General features: G+C 74.4%; 22 protein-coding genes. 11 read left to right on the top strand and 11 right to left on the bottom strand.

What is annotated here, in order from left to right:
* Positions 1-230: 230 nt before the first annotated feature.
* From ACF1BN_RS03075 to ACF1BN_RS03055, 5 genes are all read left to right on the top strand, one after another.
* Positions 231-1,010 (top strand): ATP-binding cassette domain-containing protein, encoded by a 780-nt coding sequence (locus ACF1BN_RS03075; RefSeq protein WP_392329826.1) that lies wholly within the window; start codon positions 231-233, stop codon positions 1,008-1,010.
* Positions 1,007-2,317, top strand: coding sequence for a sugar ABC transporter permease (locus ACF1BN_RS03070; protein ID WP_392329825.1), 1,311 nt, complete (start codon positions 1,007-1,009; stop codon positions 2,315-2,317). Before ACF1BN_RS03075 ends, ACF1BN_RS03070 begins: the two co-directional genes overlap by 4 nt.
* A 222-nt stretch (positions 2,318-2,539) precedes the next feature.
* Positions 2,540-4,462 carry a 1-deoxy-D-xylulose-5-phosphate synthase gene (dxs, locus tag ACF1BN_RS03065; protein WP_392329824.1) on the top strand — a complete coding sequence of 641 codons (1,923 nt, stop codon included), beginning with the start codon at positions 2,540-2,542 and terminating at the stop codon, positions 4,460-4,462.
* Positions 4,463-4,685: 223 nt separating this feature from the next.
* Entirely contained in the window at positions 4,686-6,164 is a 1,479-nt protein-coding gene (locus tag ACF1BN_RS03060; protein ID WP_392329981.1) for an amino acid permease, read from the top strand.
* A gap of 106 nt (positions 6,165-6,270) precedes the next feature.
* Entirely contained in the window at positions 6,271-7,359 is a 1,089-nt protein-coding gene (locus ACF1BN_RS03055) for a hypothetical protein (RefSeq protein ID WP_392329823.1), read from the top strand.
* Positions 7,360-7,462: 103 nt separating this feature from the next.
* Here ACF1BN_RS03055 and ACF1BN_RS03050 read toward each other — a convergent pair whose 3' ends face one another.
* The 5 genes from ACF1BN_RS03050 to ACF1BN_RS03030 form a co-directional block, all read right to left on the bottom strand.
* Complete coding sequence (locus tag ACF1BN_RS03050) at positions 7,463-9,601, bottom strand: 3-hydroxyacyl-CoA dehydrogenase NAD-binding domain-containing protein (RefSeq protein ID WP_392329822.1); 2,139 nt, start codon at positions 9,599-9,601, stop codon at positions 7,463-7,465.
* The gene (locus ACF1BN_RS03045; RefSeq protein WP_364944522.1) at positions 9,598-10,812 is read right to left on the bottom strand and encodes an acetyl-CoA C-acyltransferase; all 1,215 of its coding nucleotides are present in this window, start codon (positions 10,810-10,812) and stop codon (positions 9,598-9,600) included. The genes ACF1BN_RS03050 and ACF1BN_RS03045 overlap by 4 nt, the downstream gene beginning before the upstream one ends.
* A gap of 197 nt (positions 10,813-11,009) precedes the next feature.
* Complete coding sequence (locus tag ACF1BN_RS03040) at positions 11,010-12,293, bottom strand: HRDC domain-containing protein (RefSeq protein ID WP_392329821.1); 1,284 nt, start codon at positions 12,291-12,293, stop codon at positions 11,010-11,012.
* An 81-nt stretch (positions 12,294-12,374) separates the two neighbouring features.
* Positions 12,375-13,040, bottom strand: coding sequence for a response regulator transcription factor (locus ACF1BN_RS03035; protein ID WP_015037008.1), 666 nt, complete (start codon positions 13,038-13,040; stop codon positions 12,375-12,377).
* A 274-nt stretch (positions 13,041-13,314) separates the two neighbouring features.
* Complete coding sequence (locus ACF1BN_RS03030) at positions 13,315-14,046, bottom strand: DUF3000 domain-containing protein (protein ID WP_392329820.1); 732 nt, start codon at positions 14,044-14,046, stop codon at positions 13,315-13,317.
* A gap of 90 nt (positions 14,047-14,136) precedes the next feature.
* Here ACF1BN_RS03030 and hemE point away from each other — a divergent pair, with 90 nt between their 5' ends.
* Complete coding sequence (gene hemE, locus ACF1BN_RS03025) at positions 14,137-15,213, top strand: uroporphyrinogen decarboxylase (RefSeq protein ID WP_392329819.1); 1,077 nt, start codon at positions 14,137-14,139, stop codon at positions 15,211-15,213.
* 30 nt (positions 15,214-15,243) lie between these two features.
* On the opposite strand, the gene ACF1BN_RS03020 is transcribed toward hemE, so the two are convergent.
* Both ACF1BN_RS03020 and ACF1BN_RS03015 read right to left on the bottom strand, forming a co-directional pair.
* Entirely contained in the window at positions 15,244-16,617 is a 1,374-nt protein-coding gene (locus ACF1BN_RS03020) for an FAD-dependent oxidoreductase (RefSeq protein WP_392329818.1), read from the bottom strand.
* A 10-nt stretch (positions 16,618-16,627) separates the two neighbouring features.
* Positions 16,628-17,716, bottom strand: a complete 1,089-nt coding sequence (locus ACF1BN_RS03015; protein ID WP_392329817.1) for a DUF4349 domain-containing protein — start codon at positions 17,714-17,716, stop codon at positions 16,628-16,630.
* Between the two features lie 135 nt (positions 17,717-17,851).
* Here ACF1BN_RS03015 and hemG point away from each other — a divergent pair, with 135 nt between their 5' ends.
* Positions 17,852-19,324, top strand: coding sequence for a protoporphyrinogen oxidase (hemG, locus tag ACF1BN_RS03010; RefSeq protein WP_392329816.1), 1,473 nt, complete (start codon positions 17,852-17,854; stop codon positions 19,322-19,324).
* A 17-nt stretch (positions 19,325-19,341) separates the two neighbouring features.
* Complete coding sequence (gene hemQ, locus ACF1BN_RS03005) at positions 19,342-20,055, top strand: hydrogen peroxide-dependent heme synthase (protein ID WP_387280172.1); 714 nt, start codon at positions 19,342-19,344, stop codon at positions 20,053-20,055.
* A 163-nt stretch (positions 20,056-20,218) separates the two neighbouring features.
* Here the strand turns inward: hemQ and ACF1BN_RS03000 are convergent, their stop codons facing one another.
* The 4 genes from ACF1BN_RS03000 to ACF1BN_RS02985 all read right to left on the bottom strand — a co-directional run bounded on the left by ACF1BN_RS03000 (position 20,219) and on the right by ACF1BN_RS02985 (position 24,472).
* Positions 20,219-20,980: a TIGR04222 domain-containing membrane protein gene (locus ACF1BN_RS03000; RefSeq protein WP_392329815.1), complete on the bottom strand. Its 762-nt coding sequence runs from the start codon at positions 20,978-20,980 to the stop codon at positions 20,219-20,221.
* Between the two features lie 129 nt (positions 20,981-21,109).
* Complete coding sequence (locus ACF1BN_RS02995; protein ID WP_392329814.1) at positions 21,110-22,126, bottom strand: TIGR04222 domain-containing membrane protein; 1,017 nt, start codon at positions 22,124-22,126, stop codon at positions 21,110-21,112.
* A gap of 5 nt (positions 22,127-22,131) precedes the next feature.
* On the bottom strand, positions 22,132-23,670 hold the full coding sequence (locus tag ACF1BN_RS02990) for a DUF692 domain-containing protein (RefSeq protein ID WP_392329813.1): 1,539 nt from the start codon (positions 23,668-23,670) through the stop codon (positions 22,132-22,134).
* An 82-nt stretch (positions 23,671-23,752) separates the two neighbouring features.
* The gene (locus tag ACF1BN_RS02985) at positions 23,753-24,472 is read right to left on the bottom strand and encodes a peptidyl-tRNA hydrolase (protein WP_392329812.1); all 720 of its coding nucleotides are present in this window, start codon (positions 24,470-24,472) and stop codon (positions 23,753-23,755) included.
* A gap of 72 nt (positions 24,473-24,544) precedes the next feature.
* Here ACF1BN_RS02985 and ACF1BN_RS02980 point away from each other — a divergent pair, with 72 nt between their 5' ends.
* The 3 genes from ACF1BN_RS02980 to ACF1BN_RS02970 are packed head-to-tail and all read left to right on the top strand — an operon-like array spanning position 24,545 to position 26,317.
* Positions 24,545-25,447, top strand: coding sequence for an ATP-binding cassette domain-containing protein (locus ACF1BN_RS02980; RefSeq protein ID WP_392329811.1), 903 nt, complete (start codon positions 24,545-24,547; stop codon positions 25,445-25,447).
* Entirely contained in the window at positions 25,444-26,088 is a 645-nt protein-coding gene (locus ACF1BN_RS02975) for an ABC transporter (protein ID WP_392329810.1), read from the top strand. Before ACF1BN_RS02980 ends, ACF1BN_RS02975 begins: the two co-directional genes overlap by 4 nt.
* 40 nt (positions 26,089-26,128) lie before the next feature.
* Entirely contained in the window at positions 26,129-26,317 is a 189-nt protein-coding gene (locus tag ACF1BN_RS02970) for a hypothetical protein (protein WP_389163188.1), read from the top strand.
* Positions 26,318-26,320 lie beyond the last annotated feature (3 nt).

The following is a 26,320-nucleotide window of genomic DNA, read 5'->3' as shown; positions in this document are numbered from 1 at the left end:
TCCGGGGCCGACTCCTCGGCCCCGCCCTCCCTGCCGGACCGTCAGCCCCGGCAGGCAGCGGAACGCGCCGCCCCCCGTGCCGCGGCTCCGCCCCCCTCGCCGTCCGGCCCCGGCCGACCCAGACCCCGCTGTCGGTCCGGGGCCGGACGAGCACAGCCCCCCTCGAACTCGGCGCCGCACGGCGCGACATGCCGCCGTCCCCCGCACGGGCGGCGAAGGAGTTGGTTCACGTGTCCCAGACGCCTGTCCTGGCGTTGCGCGGGATCTTCAAGCGATTCGGAGCGGTCCAGGTCCTCTCCGGTGTCGACCTCGAAGTCCACGCCGGTGAAGTCGTCGCCCTGGTCGGCGACAACGGCGCCGGAAAGTCCACCCTGGTCAAGACGATCGCCGGCGTCCACCCGATCGACGAGGGCGTCATCGAGTGGGAGGGCCGCCAGGTCGAGATCTCCCGCCCGCAGGACTCGCAGGCCCTCGGCGTGGCCACCGTCTACCAGGACCTCGCCCTCTGCGACAACCTCGACGTCGTCGCCAACCTCTTCCTCGGCCGCGAGCTCAAGAAGGGCGGCGTCCTCGACGAGGTCGCCATGGAGAAGCGGGCCAAGGACCTCCTCTCCACGCTCTCCATCCGCATCCCCAGCGTCCGCATCCCCGTCGCCGCCCTCTCCGGCGGTCAGCGGCAGGTCGTCGCGATCGCCCGCGCCCTGGTCGGCGACCCCAAGATCGTGATCCTGGACGAGCCCACCGCCGCCCTCGGCGTCGAGCAGACCGCCCAGGTCCTCGACCTCGTCGAGCGGCTCCGCGAGCAGGGCCTCGGCGTCATCCTCATCAGCCACAACATGGCCGACGTCAAGGCCGTCGCCGACACCGTCGCCGTGCTCCGCCTCGGCCGCAACAACGGCACCTTCCCGGTCGCCACCACCACGCACGAAGAGATCATCGCCGCGATCACCGGTGCCACGGACAACGCCGTGACCCGCCGGCAGGCCCGCACCGCGGAGGTAGCCCAGTGAGCACGACCCCCAAGGCGACCGACGAGGCGCCCGTGCCCGAGCCCCGCACCGCCGAGGACGCCGCCGCCGCGACCCCGGCCGCCGCCGCCGTCCCCGCCGTCGACCCCCGCCTCCTCGTCCGCGAGCAGGGCTTCAAGGGCTACGTCGAGGAGTTCAAGCGCAAGATCCGCTCCGGCGAGATCGGCTCCCTCCCCGTCGTCATCGGCCTGATCGTCATCGGCATCGTCTTCCAGGCGCTGACCGGCAACTTCATCACCTCGTACAACCTCGACCAGATCACCCTGTACGCGGCCGGCCCCGGCATCATGGCCGTCGGCATCGTCTTCGTGCTGCTCCTCGGCGAGATCGACCTCGCCGTCGGCTCCGTCGCCGGCCTCGCGGGCTCCGTCTGGGGCGTCCTCGCCACCGACATGCCGGACTCCCTCGCGATCCTCCTCGGCATCCTCTCCGGCACCCTCCTCGGCGCCTTCCACGGCCTGGTCTTCGCCAAGATCGGCGTCCCCGCCTTCGTCGTCACCCTCGCCGGCTTCCTCGGCTGGGCCGGCCTCCAGACCTGGGTGATGGGCGAGCGGTCCACCATCCCCACCCCCATCGGCAGCTTCGTCGGCGACCTCACCAAGTTCTACTTCTCCGACGTCGCCGCCGCCTACGGCCTCGCCGCGGTCGTGATCGCCGCCTTCTACCTCGCCCAGCTGCGCGACTCCCGCCGCCGCAAGGCCGCCGAGCTGCCGAGCCGCCCGCACAGCGAGATCCTGCTGCGCACCGGTGTCCTCGCGGTCCTCGTCCTCGTCGCCGCGTACGGCTTCAACCAGGAGAAGGGCCTGCCCCTCTCCCTGGTGATCTTCCTGGTGATCCTGCTCGTCACCGACTTCGTGCTGCGCCGCACCACCTACGGCCGCCAGGTCTTCGCGGTCGGCGGTGGCATCGAGGCGGCCCGCCGCGCCGGTATCAACGTGGCCTGGATCCGTACCTCGGTCTTCATGATCTCCGGCACCCTGGGCGCCGTCGGCGGCCTCTTCCTGGCCTCCGCCACCGGCGGCGCCGACCGCTCCCTCGGCGGCGGCAACCAGCTCATGATGTGCATCGCCGCGGCGGTCATCGGCGGCACCAGCCTCTTCGGCGGCCGCGGCAAGGTCTGGTCGGCGCTCCTGGGCATCCTGGTGCTCCAGTCCATCGTCCAGGGCCTCAACCAGCTCAACCTGGAGTCCAACGCCATCCAGTACATGATCACCGGCGCGGTGCTCCTCATCGCCGTGATCATCGACTCCGTCTCCCGCAAGACGCAGAAGTCCGCGGGACGGGCGTGACACGCGCGACGCGTGTGACGCCCTTCGGGTAAGACGCGCCACATTCGCCCGGCACCGGAGAACCGGTGCCGGGCACCGTCGCGTCCGGAGCAGTGTCCGGAGCGGTACATCCCCCGTCCGGGTGATGCCACTCCGCCTGGCCCGATGCCCACGATCCAAGACGGAACATTAGACTCGGCAAAATCGGCAAGCTCGACCAGCTCAGAACGCAAGGAGGCACGGGTGGCCCTGCTGACCCGTATCAGGACACCGCGCGACCTGGACCGGCTCTCCCCGGAACAGCTGGACCAGCTGGCCGCGGAGGTCAGGACCTTCCTCGTCGACGCCGTCTCCAAGACCGGTGGACACCTCGGCCCCAACCTCGGTGTGGTCGAACTGACCATCGCCCTGCACCGCGTCTTCGACTCCCCGAAGGACAAGGTCCTCTGGGACACCGGCCACCAGAGCTACGTCCACAAGCTCCTCACCGGCCGCCAGGACTTCTCCAAGCTGAAGATGAAGGGCGGCCTCTCCGGCTACCCCTCGCAGGCGGAGTCCGAGCACGACGTGATCGAGAACTCGCACGCCTCGACCGTCCTCGGCTGGGCCGACGGCCTCGCCAAGGCCAACCAGATCCTGAAGAAGGACGACCACGTCGTCGCCGTCATCGGCGACGGGGCCCTCACCGGCGGCATGGCCTGGGAGGCGCTCAACAACATCGCCACGGCCAAGGACCGCCCGCTCGTCATCGTCGTCAACGACAACGAGCGCTCCTACGCGCCCACCATCGGCGGCCTCGCCAACCACCTGGCGACCCTGCGCACCACCGACGGCTACGAGCGCTTCCTCGCCCGCGGCAAGGACATCCTGGAGCGCACCCCGGTCGTCGGGAAGCCGCTCTACGAGACCCTGCACGGCGCCAAGAAGGGCCTCAAGGACTTCATCGCCCCCCAGGGCATGTTCGAGGACCTCGGCCTCAAGTACGTCGGCCCCATCGACGGACACGACATCGAGGCCCTGGAGTCCGCGCTCACCCGCGCCAAGCGCTTCGGCGGCCCGGTGATCGTCCACTGCCTCACCGAGAAGGGCCGCGGCTACCAGCCCGCCCTCCAGGACGAGGCCGACCGCTTCCACGCCGTCGGCAAGATCCACCCCGACACCGGCCTCCCGATCGCCACCTCCGGCGCCGACTGGACCGGCGTCTTCGCCGACGAGATGGTCGCGCTCGGCAAGGAGCGCGCCGACATCGTCGCCATCACCGCGGCCATGCTCCAGCCGGTCGGCCTGGACAGGTTCGCCAAGGAGTTCCCGGAGCGCGTCTTCGACGTCGGCATCGCCGAGCAGCACGGCGCCGTCTCCGCCGCCGGCCTCGCCACCGGCGGCCTCCACCCGGTCTTCGCCGTCTACGCGACCTTCCTCAACCGCGCCTTCGACCAGGTCCTGATGGACGTGGCCCTGCACAGGTGCGGCGTCACCTTCGTCCTCGACCGGGCGGGCGTCACCGGCACCGACGGCGCCTCCCACAACGGCATGTGGGACATGTCGATCCTCCAGGTCGTCCCCGGCCTGCGGCTCGCCGCCCCGCGCGACGCCGACCAGGTCCGCGCCCAGCTCCGCGAGGCCGTGGAGGTCACCGACGCGCCCACCGTGGTCCGCTTCTCCAAGGGCGCGGTCGGCCCCGCCGTCCCCGCCGTGGGCCGGATCGGCGGCATGGACGTGCTCCGCGAGCCCGGCACGGACCGGCCGGACGTCCTCCTGGTCTCCGTCGGCGCCCTCGCGCCCATGTGCCTGGAGATCGCCAACCTCCTGGACAACCAGGGCATCTCCACCACCGTGGTCGACCCCCGCTGGGTCAAGCCGGTCGACGAGGCCCTCGCCCCGCTCGCCGCCGACCACCGGGTCGTCGTCACCGTCGAGGACAACAGCCGCGTCGGCGGCGTCGGCTCGGCCGTCGCCCAGGCACTGCGCGACGCGGGCGTCGACGTGCCGCTGCGCGACTTCGGCATCCCGCCGGTCTTCCTCGACCACGCCTCCCGCGGCGAGGTCATGGCCGAGATCGGCCTGACCGCCCCCGACATCGCCCGCCAGGTCACCGGCCTGGTCTCGCGCCTCGACGGACGGTACGAGGCGCCGGCGCGGCCGGCCGCGGAACCCGCCCGCGACTGACACCCCGTGGACCGGCCCACCCGGGCCGCTCACTCCGCGTCACCATTGGGCCGGTCGGCTCACCCTCCCGGGTGCCGACCGGCCCTTTCGCGTGCATTCTGGGCTCACTGCGGGCAGCCGTCCCCTGGGGCCTTCCGGCCGGGGGCCCGAGACCCGACGTCACGGACGACGCGGAGGTACCACGGTGAGTACGGATCAGCGCCCCTCGCGGGGCAACTCCGGGATGTTCCGGACCAAATCGGTCGAGCAGTCGATCCGGGACACCGAGGAGCCGGAGCACGCGCTCCGGAAATCCCTCTCCGCCTGGGACCTCACGGTCTTCGGCGTGGGTGTCATCATCGGCACCGGCATCTTCGTCCTGACCGGCAAGGTCGCGAAGGAGAACGCCGGCCCCGCCACCGCCCTCGCCTTCGTCGCCGCCGGCATCGTCTGCGCCCTGGCCGCCCTGTGCTACGCCGAGTTCGCCTCGACGGTGCCGGTGGCCGGATCGGCGTACACCTTCGCGTACGCCTCCATCGGCGAGCTGCCGGCCTGGATCATCGGCTGGGACCTCGTCCTGGAGTTCGCGCTGGGCACGGCGGTGGTGGCCGTCGGCTGGTCCGGGTACGTGCGCTCGCTGATGGACAACATCGGCTGGCATCTGCCCGCGGCGCTCGAAGGACCCGACGCGCCGGGCGGCACCTTCGACATCCTGGCCTTCCTGCTGGTCCTGGTGCTCACCGTGATCCTCGTCGTCGGCATGAAGCTGTCCGCCCGGATCACCGCCGTCGTGGTCGCCATCAAGGTCACGGTCGTCATGATCGTGATCATCGCGGGCCTCTTCTTCATCGTCGGCGACAACTACTCGCCCTTCATCCCGCCGGCCGTGACCCCGGAGGGCGGCGGCTCCAACTGGGACTCCCCGCTCGTCCAGCTCCTCTTCGGGTACGAGCCCACCAACTTCGGCGTCATGGGCATCTTCACCGCCGCCTCCATCGTCTTCTTCGCCTTCATCGGCTTCGACGTGGTCGCCACCGCCGCGGAGGAGACCAAGCTGCCGCAGCGGGACATGCCCCGCGGCATCCTCGGCTCGCTCCTCATCTGCACCGTGCTGTACGTGGCGGTCGCCCTGGTCGTCACGGGCATGCAGCACTACACCGAACTGTCCGTCAGCGCCCCGCTCGCCGACGCCTTCAAATCCGTCGGCCACCCCTTCTACGCCGGTGTGATCAGCTTCGGCGCGGCCGTCGGCCTCACCACCGTCTGCCTCATCCTGCTGCTCGGCCAGACCCGCGTCTTCTTCGCGATGAGCCGGGACGGACTGCTGCCCCGCTTCTTCTCGGTCACGCACCCGCGCTTCAAGACCCCGTACCGGCCGACCATCCTGCTCGGCGTGATCATCGCGATCGTCGCCGGCTTCACCAGCATCAACGAGCTGGCGACCCTGGTGAACATCGGCACCCTCTTCGCCTTCGTCATGGTCGCCGCCGGCGTCATCGTCCTCCGCCGCACCCGCCCCGACCTGCACCGCGCCTTCCGCACCCCGTGGGTCCCGGTGCTGCCGATCATCTCGATCGCCGCCTCCTTCTGGCTGATGCTCAACCTGCCGGGCGAGACCTGGTTCCGCTTCGCGGTCTGGATGGCGCTCGGCGTCATCGTGTACTTCCTGTACGGACGCGGGCACAGCCGGCTGGGCAAGGAGGGCCGGGAAGCCCGGTACTAGACCCCGCGGCGCGGAAGTACCCACGGGCGCGGGGAAGGCGGCCGGGCCGGGCGGATACAGTCGGTGGGAACCGACCCCCACTCGACCCGGAGCGCTGGATCCCCCCATGGTGAACCGACCGTCCCAGGCCCCCGCCGCCCCCTCCCACGGCTCCCCGAGCGCCCCCAGAATGCACGGCGGCTGGCTGGCCAGGGGCGCCGAAGGACGCTTCAGCGTCTACGTCCCCCGGGACGGCGAGGTGGTCCGCTGGACCGAGGGCCCCGACGGCCGGTTCACCGGACCCGAGCCGCTCGGCGGCGGCGGGCTGCTGCCCTTCCTGGCGGCCGCTCAGGGCCCCGACCGCTATGTCCACCTGATCGGCCTGCGGCCCACCGCGACCGGCGCGGAGGCGGGCGAGGACCACGTCGAGCTGGTGCACAGCGTCCAGTTCCAGACCGGCCGGCCCAACGTGGAGTGGAAGGGCATCGGCCACGCCAACGGCAAGGGCGAGTGGTGCGGCAACCCGGCCCTCGCCGTCGACGGCAAGGGCCGCGCCCACGTCTTCGTCCGCAACCGCGGCGGCGGCGTCAGCGCCCGCGTCCAGAAGGACGCCGGCGGCTGGCACCCCTGGTGGGACCTGAAGGGCGGCCGCACCGACCAGAACCCGGTCGCCGCGGTCAACGGCGACGGACTCGTCGAGCTGTACACCGCCACCGACCGCGGACTGCTCCGCTACGTGCAGAAGGAGCCGGGCGCCCGCCCGGTCGTCGAGCCGCTGCTGACCACCCCCGTCGTCCAGGGCACCCTCGCCGCGGTGACCGGCACCTCCGGGCACGTGACCCTCTTCTACGCCGACGGCGAGGGCCGGATCAGGGCCTGGTCCCCGGGCCGGGGCCTGGAGCCCACCCCCTTCGCCGACGCGGTCGGCTCCGGCCCGCTGACCGCCGGCCGCTGCGTGATCGACGGCTACGACTGCACCCTGCTCGCCCAGTGCGACGACAAGGGCGGCGCCACCCTCGCGGCCTGTCTCACGGAGCGCGAGGACACCGGCTTGCACTGGACCCCGTCCGGCCCGCCGGTGCTCGGCCCGCCGGCCCTGGCGGCCGACACCGAGGGCGCCGCGGCGGTCGCCGCGCTGACCTCCGACGGCGGTGTGGTCGTCACCCGGCAGAAGGACGAGTCCGGCCTCGCCCTGGCCGCCTGGACGCGCCTCTGAGACCGTCCGGGCCCCCGCCGCGCGGCGGGGGCCCGGGAGAACGCCGAAGGCGCTGCCCGGCCCCTGGAGAGGGGGCCGGGCAGCGCCTTTCGTACGGGGTGCGTCAGGCCGGGACGCTCGCCACGCCCTGCGCCAGGAAACGCTTGCCGTTGACGCGCTCGGAGACGCCCTCGCGGTCCAGGTACGGCGTGATGCCGCCCAGGTGGAAGGGCCAGCCGGCACCGGTGATCAGGCAGAGGTCGATGTCCTGCGCCTCGGCGACGACACCCTCCTCCAGCATGAGGCCGATCTCCTGCGCCACCGCGTCGAGGACGCGGTCGCGGACCTGCTGCTCGGTCAGGACGGTGTCGCCCTGCTGGAGCAGCGCGGCGACCTCGGGGTCGAGCTCCGGCTTGAAGCCGTTCTCCGGCTTGTAGACGTAGAAGCCGCGCTTGCCGGCCTCGACGACGGCCTTCAGGTTCGGGGAGACGGTGAAGCGCTCCGGGAAGGCGCGGTTCAGGGTCTCGGAGACGTGCAGGCCGATGGCCGGGCCCACGAGCTCCAGGAGGACGAGCGGTGACATCGGCAGACCGAGGGGCTCGATGGCCTTCTCGGCCGTCTCGACCGAGGTGCCCTCGTCGATGACGTTCTGGATCTCGCCCATGAAGCGGGTCAGGATGCGGTTCACGACGAACGCCGGGGCGTCCTTCGTCAGGACCGCGGTCTTCTTCAGCTTCTTCGCCACGCCGAAGGCGGTGGCGAGCGAGGCGTCGTCCGTCTGCTCGCCTCGGACGATCTCCAGGAGCGGGAGGATCGCGACCGGGTTGAAGAAGTGGAAGCCGACCACGCGCTCCGGGTGCCGGAGCTGGGACGCCATCTCGGAGACCGACAGCGAGGAGGTGTTGGTGGCGAGGATCGCGTGCGCCGGGGCGACCGCCTCGACCTCCGCGAACACCTTCTGCTTGACGGACATCTCCTCGAACACGGCCTCGATGATGAAGTCCGCGTCCGCGAAGCCCTCGGCCTTGTCGAGGACACCGGAGACCAGGCCCTTGAGGCGGTTGGCCTTGTCCTGGTCGATGCGGCCCTTGCCGAGCAGCTTCTCGATCTCGCCGTGGACGTAGCCGACGCCCTTGTCCACGCGCTCCTGGTCGATGTCGGTCAGGACGACCGGCACCTCCAGGCGGCGCAGGAAGAGCAGGGCGAGCTGGGAGGCCATCAGACCGGCGCCGACGACGCCGACCTTGGTGACCGGGCGGGCCAGGGACTTGTCCGGGGCGCCGGCGGGGCGCTTGCCGCGCTTCTGCACCAGGTTGAAGGCGTAGATGCCGGAGCGGAGCTCGCCGCCCATGATCAGGTCCGCGAGGGCCTGGTCCTCGGCGTCGAAGCCCTTCTGCAGGTCGCCGTCCTTGGCGGCCTCGATGATGTCGAGGGCGCGGTAGGCGGCGGGGGCGGCGCCGTGCACCTTGGAGTCGGCGACGGCACGGCCCTTGGCGACGGCGGCGTCCCAGCCCTCGCCGCGGTCGATCTCCGGGCGCTCGACGGCGACGGAGCCGTTGAGCACGCCGGCGGTCCAGATGAGCGACTGCTCCAGGAAGTCGGCGCCCTCGAAGATCGCGTCGGCGATGCCGAGCTCGAAGACCTGCTTGCCCTTGAGCTGACGGTTCTGGTTCAGCGAGTTCTCGATGATGACCTGGACGGCCTTCTCGGCGCCGATCAGGTTCGGGAGGATCGCGCAGCCGCCCCAGCCGGGCACCAGGCCGAGGAAGACCTCGGGGAGCGAGAAGGCCGGGAGGGCCTTCGACACGGTGCGGTAGGTGCAGTGCAGGCCGACCTCGACGCCGCCGCCCATGGCCGCGCCGTTGTAGTACGCGAAGGTCGGCACGGCGAGCGCGGAGAGGCGCTTGAAGACGTCGTGGCCGCCCTTGCCGATGGCGAGGGCCTCGTCGTGCTTCTTCAGCAGCTCGACGCCCTTGAGGTCGGCGCCGACCGCGAAGATGAACGGCTTGCCGGTGAGGCCGGCGGCGACGATCTCGCCGTTGGCGGCCTCGGCCTCGACCTGGTCGATCGCCGTGTTCAGGTTGGCGAGGGACTGCGGGCCGAAGGTGGTCGGCTTGGTGTGGTCGAAGCCGTTGTCCAGGGTGATCAGCGCGAACCGGCCGGCCCCGGAGGGCAGCTCGAAGTGGCGCACGTGGGCCTGGGTGACGACCTCGTCGGGGAAGAGCTCGGCGGCGCCCTTCAGAAGCTCGGCGGTGGTGCTCACTTGCCCTCCCAGTGGGGGTTCTCCCAGATGACCGTCGCGCCCATGCCGAAGCCGACGCACATGGTGTTGAGGCCGTAACGGACCTGCGGGTTCTCCTCGAACTGGCGCGCCAGCTGCGTCATCAGACGGACGCCGGAGGAGGCCAGCGGGTGACCGTAGGCGATGGCGCCGCCGTACTGGTTGACGCGCGCGTCGTCGTCGGCGATGCCGTAGTGCTCGAGGAAGGCGAGGACCTGTACGGCGAAGGCCTCGTTGATCTCGAAGAGGCCGATGTCGTCGATCGAGAGGCCGGCCTGGGCCAGGGCCTTCTCGGTCGCCGGGATCGGGCCGTAGCCCATGACCTCGGGCTCGACGCCGGCGAAGGCGTACGAGACGAGGCGCATCTTGACCGGGAGGTCGTTCTCCCGGGCGAAGTCCTCGGAGGCGATGATCGAGGCGGTGGCGCCGTCGTTCAGGCCGGCCGCGTTGCCCGCGGTGACGTTGCCGTGGACGCGGAAGGGCGTCTTCAGGCCGGCCAGCGACTCCAGGGTGGTGCCCGGGCGCATCGGCTCGTCGGCGGTGACCAGGCCCCAGCCGGTCTCGCCGGCCTCGGCGTTGGTACGGCGGACGGAGATCGGCACCAGATCGGGCTGGATCTTGTTGTCCGCGTAGGCCTTGGCGGCCTTCTCCTGCGAGCGCACGGCGTACTCGTCGGCGCGCTGCTTGGTGATGCTCGGGTAGCGGTCGTGCAGGTTCTCGGCGGTCATGCCCATGAAGAGGGCGGACTCGTCGACCAGCTTCTCGCTGACGAAGCGCGGGTTCGGGTCGACGCCCTCGCCCATGGGGTGGCGGCCCATGTGCTCGACACCGCCGGCGATGACGGCGTCGTAGGCGCCGAAGGCGATGGAGCCGGCGACCGAGGTGACGGCGGTGAGGGCACCGGCGCACATGCGGTCGATGGAGTAGCCGGGCACGGACTGCGGCAGACCGGCGAGGATGCCGGCGGTGCGGCCGAGGGTGAGGCCCTGGTCGCCGATCTGGGTCGTCGCGGCGATCGCGACCTCGTCGATCTTCGCCGGGTCGAGGGCCGGGTTGCGGCGCAGCAGCTCCCGGATGGCCTTCACGACGAGGTCGTCGGCGCGGGTCTCGTGGTAGATGCCCTTCGGGCCCGCCTTGCCGAACGGGGTGCGGACGCCGTCGACGAAGACGACGTCCCTGACGGTACGAGGCACGATGGCTCTCCTCCAGGTGCGGGACGGCACTGCTGCGGCGCACCACTAAGCGTGCGCTTGCTTCCCCCATGCTACTTGTGGGTAACCAAGCTGCCCACCCCCTGACGGCCAAGCGACGGAGGTCACACCCTCACGGACGCGCCGAAGCCCCCGGCGCCGGGGCGCGGGGGGCTTCGGAACGCGGTCGGCCGACGGGCTCAGGCACGGGCGGCCAGGGCCTCGGTGAGGAGCGGGGCGACCAGGCCGATCTGCCAGGACCGGGCGCCGTGGGCGCCCAGCGCCGCGGCGACGGCGTCCCGGTCGGCGGGGGCCGGCGGTTCCCAGCAGATCCGGCGGACGGTGTCCGGGGTGATCAAATTCTCCTGCGGGAGGTTCAGCTCCTCGGCGAGCGCCGAGACGCCGGCCCGGGCGGCCGAGAGGCGGGCGGCGGCCGCCGGGTCCTTGTCCGCCCAGGCGCGCGGCGGGGGCGGGCCGGCCACCTGCGCGCCCGGCTGGGGCAGCTCGTTCTCGGGGAGGGCGCGGGCCCGGTCCACGGCCGCCTGCCACTGCTCCAGCTGGCGCCGGCCCATCCGGTGGCCGAAACCGGGCAGGGCGGTGAGGGCGGCGACGTTCACCGGGACGGCGAGCGCCGCCTCGACGATCGCCGCGTCGCTCAGCACCTTGCCGGGGGAGACGTCCCGCCGCTGGGCGACCCGGTCGCGGGCCGTCCACAGTTCGCGTACGACCGCCATCTGGCGGCGGCGGCGCACCTTGTGCATGCCGGAGGTGCGGCGCCAGGGGTCCTTGCGCGGCGGGGCGGGCGGGGCGAGGGCGATGGACTCGAACTCCTCGTGGGCCCACTCCAGCTTCCCCTGCCGGTCGAGCTCCTTCTCCAGCGCGTCGCGCAGGTCGACGAGGAGCTCGACGTCGAGGGCCGCGTACCGCAGCCAGGGTTCGGGGAGCGGGCGGGTGGACCAGTCGACCGCCGAGTGGCCCTTCTCCAGGGCGAAGCCGAGGACGGACTCGACCATCGCGCCGAGGCCGACGCGCGGGAAGCCGGCGAGCCGCCCGGCCAGCTCGGTGTCGAAGAGCGAGGAGGGGCGCATGCCTATGTCGCGGAGGCAGGGGAGGTCCTGGGTGGCGGCGTGCAGGATCCACTCGGTGCCGTCCAGGGCCTCGCCGAGGCCGGAGAGGTCGGGGCAGCCGACCGGGTCGATCAGCGCGGTGCCCGCGCCCTCGCGGCGCAGCTGGACGAGGTAGGCGCGCTGGCCGTAGCGGTAGCCGGAGGCGCGCTCGGCGTCGACGGCGACGGGGCCGCGTCCGGCGGCGAAGGCGGCGATCACCCCGGCGAGTTCCGGGTCGCTCGCGACGACCGGCGGGACGCCCTCGCGGGGCTCCAGCAATGGGGTCGGAAGCCCATTCGCAGGGACGTTCTCGTCCGGGGGGCCGCCCCCGGTGGTGCGCAGTGCGGTGTCTGCTGCGGTCTCTTGGGCGTCGGTCACCTGTCAAGGGTATCCGCCGACGGCAAGCGCCTGCCGACGGAACGTTCCGTCGACAGGCGCCGCGTTTCCGTCGAGGCCGCGTCAGTGGATGATCCCGGTCCGCAGCGCGACGGCGACCATGCCGGCCCGGTCGCCGGTGCCCAGCTTGCGGGCGATCCGGGCGAGGTGGCTCTTCACGGTGAGCGCCGAGAGCCCCATGGAGACGCCGATGGCCTTGTTGGACTGGCCCTCGGCGACCAGGCGGAGCACCTCGACCTCGCGGCCGGAGAGCTCGCGGTAGCCGCCCGGGTGGCTCGGGGCACCCGGGGGGCGGCGGTGGCCGAGCCGGGCGGCCGCGGCGCCGATGGGCGCGGCGCCGGGACGCGTCGGGTGGCCGATATTGGTCCGCGTGCCGGTGACGACGTAGCCCTTGACGCCGCCGGCGAGCGCGTTGCGCACCGCGCCGATGTCGTCGGCGGCCGAGAGGGCGAGGCCGTTGGGCCAGCCGGCGGCGCGGGTCTCGGACAGCAGGGTGAGGCCGCTGCCGTCGGGAAGGTGGACGTCGGCCACGCAGATGTCGCGCGGGTTGCCGACGCGGGGACGGGCCTCCGCGATGGACGACGCCTCGATCACGTCCCGTACGCCGAGCGCCCACAGGTGGCGGGTGACGGTGGAGCGGACGCGCGGGTCGGCCACGACGACCATGGCGGTCGGCTTGTTCGGGCGGTAGGCGACCAGGCTAGCGGGCTGCTCGAGCAGAACGGACACTCGGCCTCCTGGGGGGAAGGGTGCGGGACGGAGCCGGCTCGGGGAAGAAGCCGGGGGCGAACCCGTGCTCTGAAGGGGGTCAATCACTCCTTCGGCAATTCGGGCGCCCGCCTTTAGGGAAAGATCACGATTTAGTGAGTAACAATTGGGGCAATTCGGACGAGCGATCGATCATCCTACGAGCGGACCCCGTTCCCTCACCCCCACGGGGGACCCCCGTACGAACGTGAGAAGGGGCCCCGAAGGACCCCTCGCGAACAGGTGAGCGGACCGCTCAGGCGCCCTGCGGCCCCCGGCGCTGGGGAAGCGAGACGATCCCCGCGCCCGACACCGTCCCCGTCCCCGTCCCGCCGGGCTCGCCGGCCGGTCCCGCCGTCCCGGAGGACTCCGCCGGCGCCGGCGGCAGCCCCGCGATCTGGCACAGCAGGTCCGACCAGGCCGCCAGGTGCGCCGCCGTGTCCGGCACCCCGCCGATCCCCTCCCGGGGCGTCCACGACGCCCGGATCTCGATCTGGGTGGCCGGACGGCGCTCCGCGAGCCCCCCGAAGTAGTGCGAGCCCGCCATCGTCACCGTCCCGCTCGCCTCCCCGTAGGCGAGCCCGCGCGCCTCCAGCGCGCCGGTCAGCCACGACCAGCACACCTCCGGCAGCAGCGGATCCGCCGCCATCTCCGGCTCCAGCTCCGCCCGCACCAGCGTCACCAGCCGGAAGGAGCCCTTCCAGGCGTCGTGCCCCGCCGGATCGTGCAGCAGCACCAGCCGCCCGTCCGCGAGGTCCTCCTCGCCGTCCACGACGGCCGCCTCCACCGCGTACGCGAACGGGGCGAGCCGCTGCGGCGGCCGGGTCGGCTCGATCTCCATCTCCGACCGCAGCCGCGCCGTCCGCAGGGCGTCCACCGCCCGCCGGAACGCCGTCGGCACCGGGGTCCCCGCCGTACTGTCCGCCTTGTCGCCCGTCCCTCGAATGCCGTCGGAATGATCGGAAAAATGTCCCTGAGCCGCAGCCATGCGGGGAAGAGTAGGCGGAACGGGGCCGCCATGCGGGGAGGGACACCCGCCCGGCACGGGCGGCTTCCGGTCACATGCGAAGATTTGGGCGTGAGCGCCATCAACAGCCCGACGGGCCAGCAGACGAAGCAGCAGTCGCGGACGTACGACTCCGCGTTCCTCAAGGCGTGCCGGCGCGAGCCCGTGCCCCACACCCCCGTCTGGTTCATGCGCCAGGCCGGGCGCTCCCTCCCCGAGTACCTGAAGGTCCGCGAGGGCATCCCCATGCTGGAGTCCTGCATGCGGCCCGAGCTGGTCAAGGAGATCACGCTCCAGCCCGTCCGCCGCCACAAGGTCGACGCCGCGATCTTCTTCAGCGACATCGTCGTCCCGCTCAAGGCCATCGGCGTCGACCTCGACATCAAGCCCGGCGTCGGCCCCGTCGTCGCCGAGCCGATCCGCACCCGCGCCGACCTCGACCGGCTCCGCGACCTCACCCCCGACGACGTCCGGTACGTCACCGAGGCCATCGGCATGCTCACCGAGGAGCTCGGCGACACCCCGCTGATCGGCTTCGCCGGCGCGCCCTTCACCCTCGCGAGCTACCTCGTGGAGGGCGGCCCGTCCCGCAACCACGAGCACACCAAGGCGCTCATGTACGGCGACCCGCAGCTCTGGGCCGACCTGCTCGACCGCCTCGCCGAGATCACCTCCGCCTTCCTCACGGTGCAGATCGAGGCCGGCGCCTCCGCGATCCAGCTCTTCGACTCCTGGGTCGGCGCCCTGGCCCCCGCCGACTACCGCCGCTCGATCCTCCCCGCCTCCGCGAAGGTCTTCGACGCGGTCGCCGGCCACGGCGTCCCCCGCATCCACTTCGGCGTCGGCACCGGCGAGCTCCTCGGCCTCATGGGCGAGGCAGGCGCGGACGTCGTGGGCGTCGACTGGCGCGTCCCGCTCGACGAGGCCGCCCGCCGCGTCGGCCCCGGCAAGGCGCTCCAGGGCAACCTCGACCCCGCCGTCCTCTTCGCCGCCACCGAGGTCGTGGAGGCCAAGACCGACGAGGTCCTGGCCGCCGCCGCGGGCCTGGAGGGCCACATCTTCAACCTGGGCCACGGCGTCATGCCCTCGATGGACCCGGACGCCCTCACCCGCCTCGTCGCCCACGTCCACGAGCGCACCGCCGTCTGACACCACGGGGCGGGCGGTACGGCGGCGGGGTCAGCCCTCCGCCCGTACCGCCGCCACCGCCTTCCGCGCCGCGACGAGCACCGGGTCCCACACCGGCGAGAACGGCGGCGCGTACCCGAGGTCCAGCGCCGCCACCTGCTCCACCGTCATCCGGGCGGTCAGCGCCACCGCCGCGACGTCCACCCGCTTCGCCGCGCCCTCACGGCCCACGATCTGCACGCCCAGCAGCCGCCCGGTCCGCTTCTCGGCCAGCATCTTCACCGTCATCGGCGCCGCCCCGGGGTAGTAGCCGGCCCGGCTCGTCGACTCCACGGTCACCGTCACGAAGCGCAGACCGACCTCCCGGGCGTCCTTCTCCCGCAGCCCCGTCCTGGCGATCTCCAGGTCGCAGACCTTCGACACCGCCGTCCCCACCACCCCGGGGAAGGTCGCGTAGTCGCCGCCCACGTTCGAGCCGATGACCTGGCCCTGCTTGTTGGCGTGGGTGCCGAGCGGCACGTGCCGCTCCCGGCCCGACACCAGGTCCAGGACCTCCACGCAGTCCCCGCCGGCCCACACGTTCCCCTGCCCCCGCACCCGCATCGACAGGTCCGTGAGCAGTCCGCCGTGCGTGCCGAGCGGCAGCCCCGCCGCCTCCGCGAGCGAGGTCTCCGGCACCACGCCCGTCCCGAGGACCACCACGTCCGCCGGATACTCCTCGTCGACCGTCGCCACCGCCCGGACCCGCCCGTCGTCGCCCGTGAGGATCTTCCGCACCTCGGCCGAGCCGACCGTACGGATCCCCAGGCCGTCCATCGCCGCGTGCACGAGCCGGCCCATGTCCGGGTCGAGCGTGGACATCGGCTGCTCGCCCCGGTTGAGGACCGTCACCTCGTAGCCGCGGTTCAGCAGCGCCTCGGCCATCTCCACCCCGATGTACCCGGCGCCGACCACCACCGCCCGCCGCCCGGCCGTCCCGGCCAGCGAGTCCAGCAGCGCCTGCCCGTCCTCCAGGGTCTGCACCCCGTGCACGCCCCGCGCGTCGATCCCCGGCAGCGGCGGGCGGTCCGGGCGCGCCCCGGTCGCGATGACCAGCTTGTCGTAGCCCGTCCACGCCTCCGTACCGGCCGCCAGGTCCCTGGCCAGAACCCTCTGCCCGGCGAGGTCGATCTCCGTCACCTCGGTCCGGGTCCGCAGCCCGATCCCACGTGCCCGGTGCTCCTCGGGGGAGCGGGCGATCAGCTCCTCCCGCCCGCCCACGTCCCCGCCCACCCAGTAGGGGATCCCGCAGGCCGAGTACGAGGAGAACCGGCCCCGCTCGAAGGCCGTGATCTCCAGCTCCCCCGGCCCCTTGAGCCTGCGCGCCTGCGACGCGGCGGACATGCCCGCCGCGTCGCCCCCGATGACCACCAGTCGTTCGCTCATGCGCCCCACGCTACGGCGCCGGGGTCTCCTCGTCAGGCTCCTCCCCGGCCACCGGCAGCCCGGCCGCGTTCGTCCGCCCCCGCTGCGCCGGCACGGCGTCCGGGGCGGGGCCGGGCCCCGGCGCCGCGGCGGCCGCGCGGACGCGGCGGCGCGGACGCACCACCCACCGCCACACCGCGTACGCGCCCAGCGCCACCGCCAGCCACGGGGCGAGCGCCGCGAGGACCACCAGGGCCCAGGCGACGACGGCGGCCAGCGCGCTCCAGCCGCCGGACAGCGCCTCCTGGAGGCCCGGCCGGCTGTCGTCCGTCCGCTCGTCCCCGACGGCCGGCCGCTCCTTCTCGGTGAGGCTCAGCGTGATCGTCGCCAGCGAGGTCCGGTCCTTCAGCGACGACTGCTGGGCCAGCAGCGCCTCCAGGTCCGCCTGCCGCCTGCTCAGCTCCCCCTCCAGCGTCACCACGTCGGCCAGCCGCTCCGCCCGGTCCATCAGCGCCCGCACCCGCGCCACGCTCGCCCGCTGCGTGGCGATCCGGCTCTCCACGTCCACCACCTGATCGGTGACGTCCTGAGCCTCCGCCTTGCGCGCGAGCAGCTTTCCGGTGCCGGCCAGCTCGGAGAGGACCTCGTCGTACCGGTCCTGCGGCACCCGCAGCACCATCGTCGAGTGGCCGTACCGGTCGTCGACGCGCTCGGTCGTCTCCGACTCCACCCGGCCGCCCGCGGACGACGCCACGGCCCGCACCCGGTCGGCGGTCTCCGCCACCCGGTCGACCTCCACCGACAGCGAGGCCGTCCGGATGACGTGCTGCGCGGCCGGGGCCTTCGACCCGCCCGGCTTCGCCGCGTCCGCCTTCGCACCGGCCGAGCCCGCCGTGCCCGAGCCCCCCGTCGTCCCGTCCTGCCGTGCCGCCTCGTCGGCGGCCTCGCCCGCGGCGGGGGCGGCCTTCGACCCCGCCGCGTCGGAGGCGCCGCCGGCGCATCCCGCCGTCAGCGCCAGGGAGGCGGCGAGCAGCAGCGCCGCCCCCGCCCTCCGCCCGACGGCCGCCCTGCCCGCCCTACCCGCTCCGCCCGTTCCGACCGTTCCGCTCGTCGTGCGCACCGAACCCCCCAGGGTCGCCGGAAGTGATGTCCGTAGGACGTACGCCGGCCCCCGCGGGTTTGCGTCCGCCGGTAGCGATGCGGTCACGTTCCGGCCTCGGAACGGGAGCGCGGGGCGATTTGAGAGAGTGGCCCCATGAACGCGGACACCACGGGACCCCCCACCGGACGCCACGCCGTCGTCGTCGGCGGCGGCATCACCGGCCTCGCCGCCGCCCGCCGGCTGCTCGCCGCCGGCGCGCGCGTCACCCTCCTGGAGGCCGGCGGCCGGCTCGGCGGGAAGCTCCTCGCGGGGGAGATCGCCGGCGCCCCCGTGGACCTCGGGGCCGAGTCCCTGCTGGCCCGCCGCCCCGAGGCCGTCGCGCTCGCCGAGGCCGTCGGCCTCGGCGACCGGCTCCAGGCCCCCGGCACCACCACCGCCTCCGTCTGGTCCCGCGACCGGCTCGTCCCGATGCCCAAGGGCCACGTCATGGGCGTCCCCGGCGACGCCGCGGCCGTCGCCGGGCTCCTCTCCGAGGAAGGACTGCGCCGGATCGGCCGGGACGCGGAGCTGCCGCCCACCGAGATCGGCGACGACACCGCCATCGGCGCGTACGTGGCCGAGCGCATGGGCCGCGAGGTCGTCGACCGGCTCGTCGAACCCCTCCTCGGCGGCGTCTACGCCGGCGACGCCTACCGCATCTCGATGCGCGCCGCCGTCCCCGCCCTCTTCGAGGCCGCCCGCCGCCACCCCACCCTCACCGCCGCCGTCCGCGCCGTCCAGGCCGCCGGCGCCGCCGTCCCCGCCGACGCGGCGGGCGCCGCCACCGGACTCGGCGGAGCCGCCTTCGCCGGCATCTCCGGCGGCATCGGCACCCTCCCCGGCGCCGTCGCCGACGCCGTCCGCGCCGCCGGCGGCACGATCCTCACCGGCACCCCCGCGACCGCGCTGCTCCGCGCCGGGACCGGCTGGCGGGTCGTCACCCCGGAGCGGACCCTCGACGCGGACGCCGTCGTCCTCGCCGCGCCCGCCCCCGCCGCCGCCCGCCTCCTCGGCGACCACGCCCCCGAGGCCGCCGCCCTCCTCGGCGAGATCGCGTACGCCTCCATGGCCCTGGTGACGCTCGCCTTCCGCCGCGCCGACCTGCCCGCACTGCCCGGCTCCGGCTTCCTCGTCCCGCCCGTCGACGGGCACACCATCAAGGCGTCCACCTTCTCCAGCCAGAAGTGGCGCTGGGTCGGCGAGGAGGCCCCGGACCTCTTCGTGCTCCGCACCTCCGTCGGCCGGTACGGCGAGGAGGCCTCGCTGCACCGGGACGACGAGGACCTCGTGGCCGCCTCCCTCAAGGACCTCGGCGCCGCCACCGGCCTCGCCGCCCGCCCCGTCGCCACCACCGTCACCCGCTGGACCGACGGCCTGCCCCAGTACCCCGTCGGCCACCCGGACCGCGTCGCCCGGGCCCGGGCCGCCCTCGCCGGCCTGCCCGGACTGCGCCTCGCCGGGGCCGCGTACGACGGCGTCGGCATCCCCGCCTGCGTCGCCTCGGCGCACCGCGCGGCCGACGCCGTCGCGGACGAGATGATCGCCACGCCGGAAACGGGGCACCCCGGTGCGGGGCACTCCTCGTGACGGGCGAGAATAGGCGTATGAGTGCGCCCGAAAAGATCCCGAACGCCGGTAAGAAGGCGAAGGACCTCAACGAGGTCATCCGCTACACCCTGTGGTCCGTCTTCAAGCTGCGCGACGTCCTGCCCGCCGACCGAGCCGGCTACGCCGAAGAGGTCCAGGAGCTGTTCGACAAGCTGGCGGCGGAGGACGTCACCGTCCGCGGCACGTACGACCTGTCCGGTCTGCGCGCCGACGCCGACGTCATGATCTGGTGGCACGCCGAGACGAGCGACGAGCTCCAGACGGCGTACAACCTCTTCCGCCGTACGAAGCTGGGCCGCGCCCTGGAGCCGGTCTGGTCGAACATGGCGCTGCACCGCCCCGCCGAGTTCAACAAGTCGCACATCCCGGCCTTCCTCGCCGACGAGAACCCCCGCGACTACGTCTCGGTCTACCCCTTCGTCCGCTCCTACGACTGGTACCTGCTGCCGGACGAGGACCGCCGCCGGATGCTCGCCGACCACGGCAAGATGGCCCGCGGCTACCCGGACGTCCGCGCCAACACCGTCGCCTCCTTCTCGCTGGGCGACTACGAGTGGCTGCTCGCCTTCGAGGCCGACGAGCTGCACCGCATCGTGGACCTCATGCGCCACCTGCGCGCCTCCGAGGCGCGGATGCACGTCCGCGAGGAGGTCCCCTTCTACACCGGCCGCCGCAAGAGCGTCGCGGAGCTGGTGGCGGGCCTGGCCTGACGGCCGCCCCCCTGCCCGGCGGCTCCCCGGCTCCCCGCCGGGGCGTCCGCCCCTCGACCCGGAAGATCAGACGGCGGCCACGCCATGGCCCGCCGCCCAGCGACACCGGGTCCGGCACCGGGTGCGGCGCGCGCGAGCGCGCCGCACCGGCGTCCTTCCCCCCTCACCCCCGCGCGGTACCCAGCGCCGCCCGCAGCTCCGGCTCCAGGACCGACGGGCCCCGAGTGGCGAGCGCCGTGAGCGGATCGTCCGCCGAGAGCCCCGCGAGCAGCCGCTGACCGGCGTGCGAGGCCCACCGGCCGCGCGGGAGCAGCCCGATCGCCAGGCACAGCCCCGAGGCCGTCAGCGGCAGCGTGAACCCGGCGACCGTCCGCGTCCACTCGGCTTCCGGCACCAGCGGCACCGCGACCACCCCCAGCGCCGCCGTCAGCAGGAACGCGCCCCGCACCGCCCGCAGTCCCGCCGCGACCTCCCGCCGCCCCGCCGCCGGCACCGCGAGCCCCCGCGCCACCAGACCCTCCTCGATCCGCCGTACGCACGCGGCGGCGGCGACCACCGGACGCAGCCGCGGCACCGGCGCCTGCCCGGCGGGCCCGATCGCGCCCAGCACGGCCCGCTCCAGCTCGTCCCCGCCGCCGGAGGCGTCGACGACCGTCGCCCAGCCGGTGCGCGCGAGCAGCAGCCGCCGCGCCCGGTGCATCGAGACCAGCGTCAGATCGGTCACCCGCCCCGGCCCGCCCGAGAGGAACGCGGCCTCGCCCAGGGTGAGTTCCCCCTCCCCGGGCGCCCCGCCGCCGTGCTCGGCCGCGGCGGTCGCGGCCCGGCACAGCCGGGCGCAGGCGACGGCGCTCACGACGCACGCGACGAGCAGGAGCGGGAACCAGACCATGATCGAGTTGTACGGCAGGACCGGCGGTCCCGCCACCCGAACGGCTCAGCCGGAACGGGCCCGGGACGGTCGCACCGCCCCGGGCCCGCCCTCGTCCGCCGGCCCTCGTCCGCCGGCCCTCGTCCGCCGGCCCCCGTCCGCCGGCTCCCGGCCCCCGCCCGCCGGTCAGCCGCTCGATCCGCAGGAGGAGGACGACGAGGAGCCGCAGGACGAGGAGGAGGAACCGCACGAGGAGGACGACGAGGAACCGCACGAGGAGGACGACGAGCCGCAGGACGAGCCGCTCGACCCGCAGCCCGACCCCCCGCCGGAGTCCCAGTTGTCCCCGCCTCCCGGGGCCGCGCCCGCGCACCACATCACGAAGGCCGCGGCGGCCGTGGTGTCCGAGGACGACGAGTGGTGCGTGGAGGAGCCGCGCCGGCCGCCGCCCGACGGGGACGGGCCCTGGAGCCGGGACGCGTTCCGCAGCCGCTCGCGCAGCTCGGGGTCGGGGAGCGCGCGGATCCCGCCGAGTGCCACGGCGTGCGCCGGGCCGCCGCCGCCGAACCCGTACGACCGGCGGAACGCGGCCAGCGCCGTCTGCCCCGCGGAGCCCAGCTGCCGCCCGTAGGCGCTGCCGCAGATGATCGCCGTCAGGAGGCAGGCGAAGAAGAGCGGCAGGACCAACACGACGAACGGGATCATCGCCCCGTCCGGGTCGGAGAACTGCACGACGGTGACCACCACGGCGACCGGCAGCATCAGGATGGCCGCCAGGGCCGTCCCGACGCACCAGCGCCGCACCGCCCTGCGCCGCTCCGGCAGGACCAGCAGACCGCGCGCGGCGAGCCCGTCGCCGATCTCCTGCACCACCGGGTGGGTCATCACCCCGAGGCGCAGGTGGTGCAGGGCCCCGCTGGGGGCGGCGGCGTGGACGTCGAGCACCGCCCGCTCCACCGGGTCGTGGGCGACCGCGCGGACGACGGCGACCACACCGGGCCCGCCGATCGCGAGCCGCCCGTCGACGTGCATGGTGGCGAGCGCCGTGTCGGCGACCCTGCCGGGCCCGCCGCTCAGGAACGCGGCCTCGTAGACGTCCTGGAGAGGACCGGAGCTGCCGGCGCGACCCCGGCGGCCGAGCATGACGGTCCGCGCGATCGCGGCGGCGCCGGCGGCGTAGAAGAGGACGAGCAGGAGGTTCATGCGGGTCACCGCCCCTGGAAGAAGTCTCGTGCGGTCCGCGCGACGCGGCCCGCGAGGGTCGTCGGACGGCTGTCCGACCGTTCCCGCCACCAGCGGGTCAGCTCCCGCCGCTCGGGCCGCCCGTCCAGCAGCAGCCCCTCGACGAAGTCGAGCGCGTCCCGCCGGTAGCTCCCCGGCATCGGCTTCCGGCGCGCGTACGCCAGGAACGCGGGCCGGAACTCCGCGCCGAGGATCTTCGGCAGCTCGGGCGCGATCCGCGCCACCACCGAGGCCCGCTTGGCGGCCAGCGCCCGGCTCTGCACCCCGATCCGCCGCACGTCGAACCCCTCCGGCACCGGGGTCCCCGCCACCAGCGCCGACAGCAGCGCCGCCTGCCCGACCCCGACGCGCTGCCGCACGGAGTCGGGGACGGCGGGGCCGTCGTCCCCGGTGGCGGTGGAGGCGGCGGTCTCCGGCCGGGCCAGGACGGCCACCGGGCCGCCGGGCGCGGCCGTGCCGCCGCCGGCCCGCACGGGCGCCTGTCCGGGCTCCGGAGCCGGGGGCGCCGGCCGGGCGGCCGGCATCGAGCCGCCCGAGACGCGCGCTCCGGCGCCGATGTGCAGCGGGTCGCCGCCCGTGAGGGCGCGGCCCGCCCGCAGCGCGGCGGCGCCGACGCCGTGGCGCGCGGCGAGCCGGTCGGCCGCGTCCGCGCCGCCGGCCGCCGGGGCCGGGCGCGGGGTCCTGCGGGCCGTCGTCAGGGTGGCGCGGATTGTGGCCAGTTCCGCGGCCAGCTCCGTCGCCGCGGGGAAGCGGTCGTCACGCTCCAGGAGGACGCCCGGCGGGGAGACCCGGCCGGCGAGGTCGGCCAGGATGTCCAGGACGGGCTCCGGCACCGGGTGCGCGTGGGTGTCGTGCCAGACGCCGTCGCGCTCGACGCCGCCCGCCACGTGCACGTACGCGATGGCCTCCACCGGCAGTTCGGCCAGGGCCTTCGCCGGGTCCTCGCCCCGGTTGCGGTGGTTGGTGTGCAGGTTCGCGACGTCGATCAGGAGCCGTACCCCCGTACGCTCCACCAGCTCCGCCAGGAACCGCCCCTCGGACAGCTCCTCGCCCGGCCAGGAGAACAGCGCGGCGATGTTCTCCAGTGCCAGCGGCACCGGCAGCGCCTCCTGCGCGATGCGCACGTTCTCGCAGAGCACGTCGAGGGCGTCCCGGGTGCGGGGGACCGGCAGCAGGTGCCCGGCCTCCAGACGCGGGGTCGCCGTCAGCGGCCCGCCGGCCCGGACGAACGCGATGTGCTCGGTGACGAGCGGCGCGCCCAGCGCCTCCGCCTTGGCCGCGAGCGACGCCAGCCGTTCCGGGTCCGGCCGGTCCGCCCCGCCGAGCCCCAGCGACACCCCGTGCGGCACGACCGTGACGCCCCGCGCCCGCAGCCGGTTCAGCGATTCGGGCAGATGGCCGACGCACACGTTCTCCGCGACGACCTCCACCCAGTCGACGGGCAGCTCCTCGACCGCGTCCGCGATCTCGGGACGCCAGCCGATGCCGATGCCGAGTTCCGTCATGTCCCCCTCCTTCGGTCCTCAGTCACCCACGTGATGACCCCGGCGATTCCGGTCGAACCCCTGAAGGAGGAGGTTCAGAGCTTCATTTGAGGTTCCCGGCCACGGGCGCCCCCGGCGCCCCCAGAACACCGGGGAACGCCGACACCACCGTCGCGCTGCCCGGCGCGATCTCCGTGAAGCCGGCGTCGCGGACGACCGGGAGACCGCTCGCGGCCAGCGCGGGCCACTCGGCCTCGCCCGCCGTGCGGACCGCGAGCGGGAAACCGGCCGCCCGCCAGGCCTCGCGGGCGGCCCCGTCGAGCGCCCACCACAGCAGCTGGGCGCCGTGCCCGGCCTGCGCCATCGCCTTGCCGGCCGACATCTCCAGGCCCGGGTTGAGCCAGAGCACGGCCGCCCCGTCGGGGACCGGCCCGGGCGCCGCCGGGTCGTCGAGGTCGGTGCCCGAGACCTGGAGCTTGGCCAGCTCCTTGGGCCAGCCGTCGAGCGGCACGGGCGGGAAGACCCGCACCTCCGCCTTCGCGCCGGTCACGGTGAGGCCGGGCAGCGCCCCGGCGCGCCGCCACTCCGCGCCGCGCGCCCGCCGGACCACCTTGCGGATGCGGGCGTCCTCCCAGTCGGCGACGGCCCGTGCCCATTTCCCCTCGCCGAGCGCGCGCTCGTCGGTCAGGAGGCTGAGCACGGCCCGGGCCGCGGTCTCCAGGGCGTCGGTACGGGCCGGGGGCGCGTCGCGCTCGATGCGCACCACCAGGGGCAGGACGTACTGCGGCTTCTCGTCGCGGGGATCGGTGTCGTTGCTGCTCACCCGGCAAGTCTGCCACCGCCCCCGGGGGCCGGATCTTGCGGCCGGGTCGGCGGCCGGGCGAGGATCGGCGTCATGACGACGAGGGTGGGGGCCCGGGAGCGCGGGCCGGTGCGGCTCGCGGGGGTCGGGCGCCGGTACGGACCGCGCGGCCCGTGGGTGCTGCGCGGTGTCGACCTGGACCTGCCCGCCGGCCGGCTGGTGCGGGCCACCGGCGCCAACGGCACCGGCAAGTCGACGCTGCTGCGGCTGGTCGCCGGGGTCGACGCCCCCGCCGAGGGCCGGATCACCGGCCGCCCGGCCCGGACCGCGTACGTCCCCGAGCGCTTTCCGCCCGCCCTGCCGTTCACAGCCCTCGACTACCTCGTCCACCTCGGCCGCCTCCAGGGCCTCGGTACCGGAGCGGCGCGGGCGAGGGCGGGGGAGTGGCTGGAGCGGTTCGGGGCGTCCGGGTACGCCGGGGCGGCCCTCGCGGGCCTCTCCAAGGGCAGCGCCCAGAAGGTGGCCGTCGCCCAGGCCCTCCTCGCAGAGCCGGAGCTGCTGGTCCTCGACGAGGCGTGGACGGGCCTCGACGCCGGGGCCCGCGCCGAGCTCGACCGGGCGGTGGGGGAGCGGGTCGCCGCCGGCGCCACGGTCCTCTTCGTCGACCACGACCCGCGCCGCCTCGCGGGCGAACCGGTCACGACCGTGTCCGTGGACAACGGCCGACTCCGGACGGAGGAGCCGCAGGCGGCGCCGCCGGACACCGCCCCGGTCCGAGGCGCCGCCCCGCCGGGGGCCGTCACCGTGCGGATCGTCGCCTCGGGGGATCGGACGTTGCCCGGCGGTCTGCCCGGTGGGGCGGCCGGGGTGCCGCGCGCGGACGGTGGCGGTGAGGTGTTCCGGGTCGGGCACGCGGACTCCGACGACCTGCTGCGGGTGCTGCTCGGTGCCGGCTGGCACGTCCACCGGGTCGAGGACGAAGGGGAGCGGGTGTGACGGCGCTCCTGCGGTACCACTCCGCGCTCTTCCTCCGGTCCCAGCGGTGGCTCGCCCCACTGCTCCTGTACGCGGCCGTCGTCGCCGTCGGCGTCCGTCCGGGCGATCCGGTGTCCGGCTCGCTCGGCATCGCGGCGGCCGGGCTGCTTCCGGTCTCCGCCTGGGCGGCGCGGATCTGCCTGACGCAGGAGCCGGCCGCCGCCCGGGCCGTGACCGCCGCCGCCGGCGGCCCGGCCCGCGCCCATCTGGCCGCCCTCCTCACCGGCGCCGGCTGGCCCGTGCTCGCGGGCGCGGTGGCGGCCGGCGCGGTGACGGCGACCGGCGACCTGGCGGGCACGAGCGGCCCGGCCGCCCTGCTCGCCGGAGTCCTGGCCGGCACCGCCTGCGCGCTCACCGGCGTGGCGGTGGGCGCGCTCGTCTCCCGGCCGTTCGTGAGGGCGCCGGGCTGGTCGGTGGCCGCGCTGCTGCTGGGCTCGCTGCTCGCCCTGGTGACCACCGGCTCGCCCGCGAAGCACGCGGTCACCGCCCTGGTCGCGGCCGAGGGCGCGGCCCGCCCGCCCTGGGCCGCCTGCGCCGCCGCCGTCGTCCTCGCCGCCGTGACGGCCGCCGCGTCCTGCCGGGCCGCCGCCCGCCTGGAATGAGGCCCCGGGGACGAGCCCGTACCGGAGTAGCCTCGGTGTCATGACCACGGAATCCGGAGCTCTCTGCGCCCCCGACCCCGCGCCCCGCCCGCCGAAGGCGGCCGAGGGTCCGTACGCGCGCTGCGTCCTGTGCCTGGAGCCGACCGAGTACGCGGAGTCGGCCAAGGGCGTCGTGCTCTGCCCGGTCTGCGAGTGGCAGGAGGCCCAGCGCAACTCCTGCTCCGGCTGAGGG

Source organism: Streptomyces sp. NPDC014861 (assembly GCF_043081625.1).
Lineage (GTDB): Bacteria > Actinomycetota > Actinomycetes > Streptomycetales > Streptomycetaceae > Streptomyces.
The sequence above is the reverse complement of the archived record's forward strand: the minus strand, read 5'-3'. Positions and strand labels throughout refer to the sequence as shown.

Coding starts and splice junctions, on each gene's coding strand:
- ACF1BN_RS03060 (WP_392329981.1), top strand. CDS start 4,686: ATGTTCCGGACCAAATCGGTCGAGCAGTCGATCCGGGACACCGAGGAG.
- ACF1BN_RS03055 (WP_392329823.1), top strand. CDS start 6,271: ATGGTGAACCGACCGTCCCAGGCCCCCGCCGCCCCCTCCCACGGCTCC.
- ACF1BN_RS03030 (WP_392329820.1), bottom strand. CDS start 14,046: ATGGCTGCGGCTCAGGGACATTTTTCCGATCATTCCGACGGCATTCGA.
- ACF1BN_RS03020 (WP_392329818.1), bottom strand. CDS start 16,617: ATGAGCGAACGACTGGTGGTCATCGGGGGCGACGCGGCGGGCATGTCC.
- hemG (WP_392329816.1), top strand. CDS start 17,852: ATGAACGCGGACACCACGGGACCCCCCACCGGACGCCACGCCGTCGTC.
- hemQ (WP_387280172.1), top strand. CDS start 19,342: ATGAGTGCGCCCGAAAAGATCCCGAACGCCGGTAAGAAGGCGAAGGAC.
- ACF1BN_RS02995 (WP_392329814.1), bottom strand. CDS start 22,126: ATGAACCTCCTGCTCGTCCTCTTCTACGCCGCCGGCGCCGCCGCGATC.
- ACF1BN_RS02990 (WP_392329813.1), bottom strand. CDS start 23,670: ATGACGGAACTCGGCATCGGCATCGGCTGGCGTCCCGAGATCGCGGAC.
- ACF1BN_RS02980 (WP_392329811.1), top strand. CDS start 24,545: ATGACGACGAGGGTGGGGGCCCGGGAGCGCGGGCCGGTGCGGCTCGCG.
- ACF1BN_RS02970 (WP_389163188.1), top strand. CDS start 26,129: ATGACCACGGAATCCGGAGCTCTCTGCGCCCCCGACCCCGCGCCCCGC.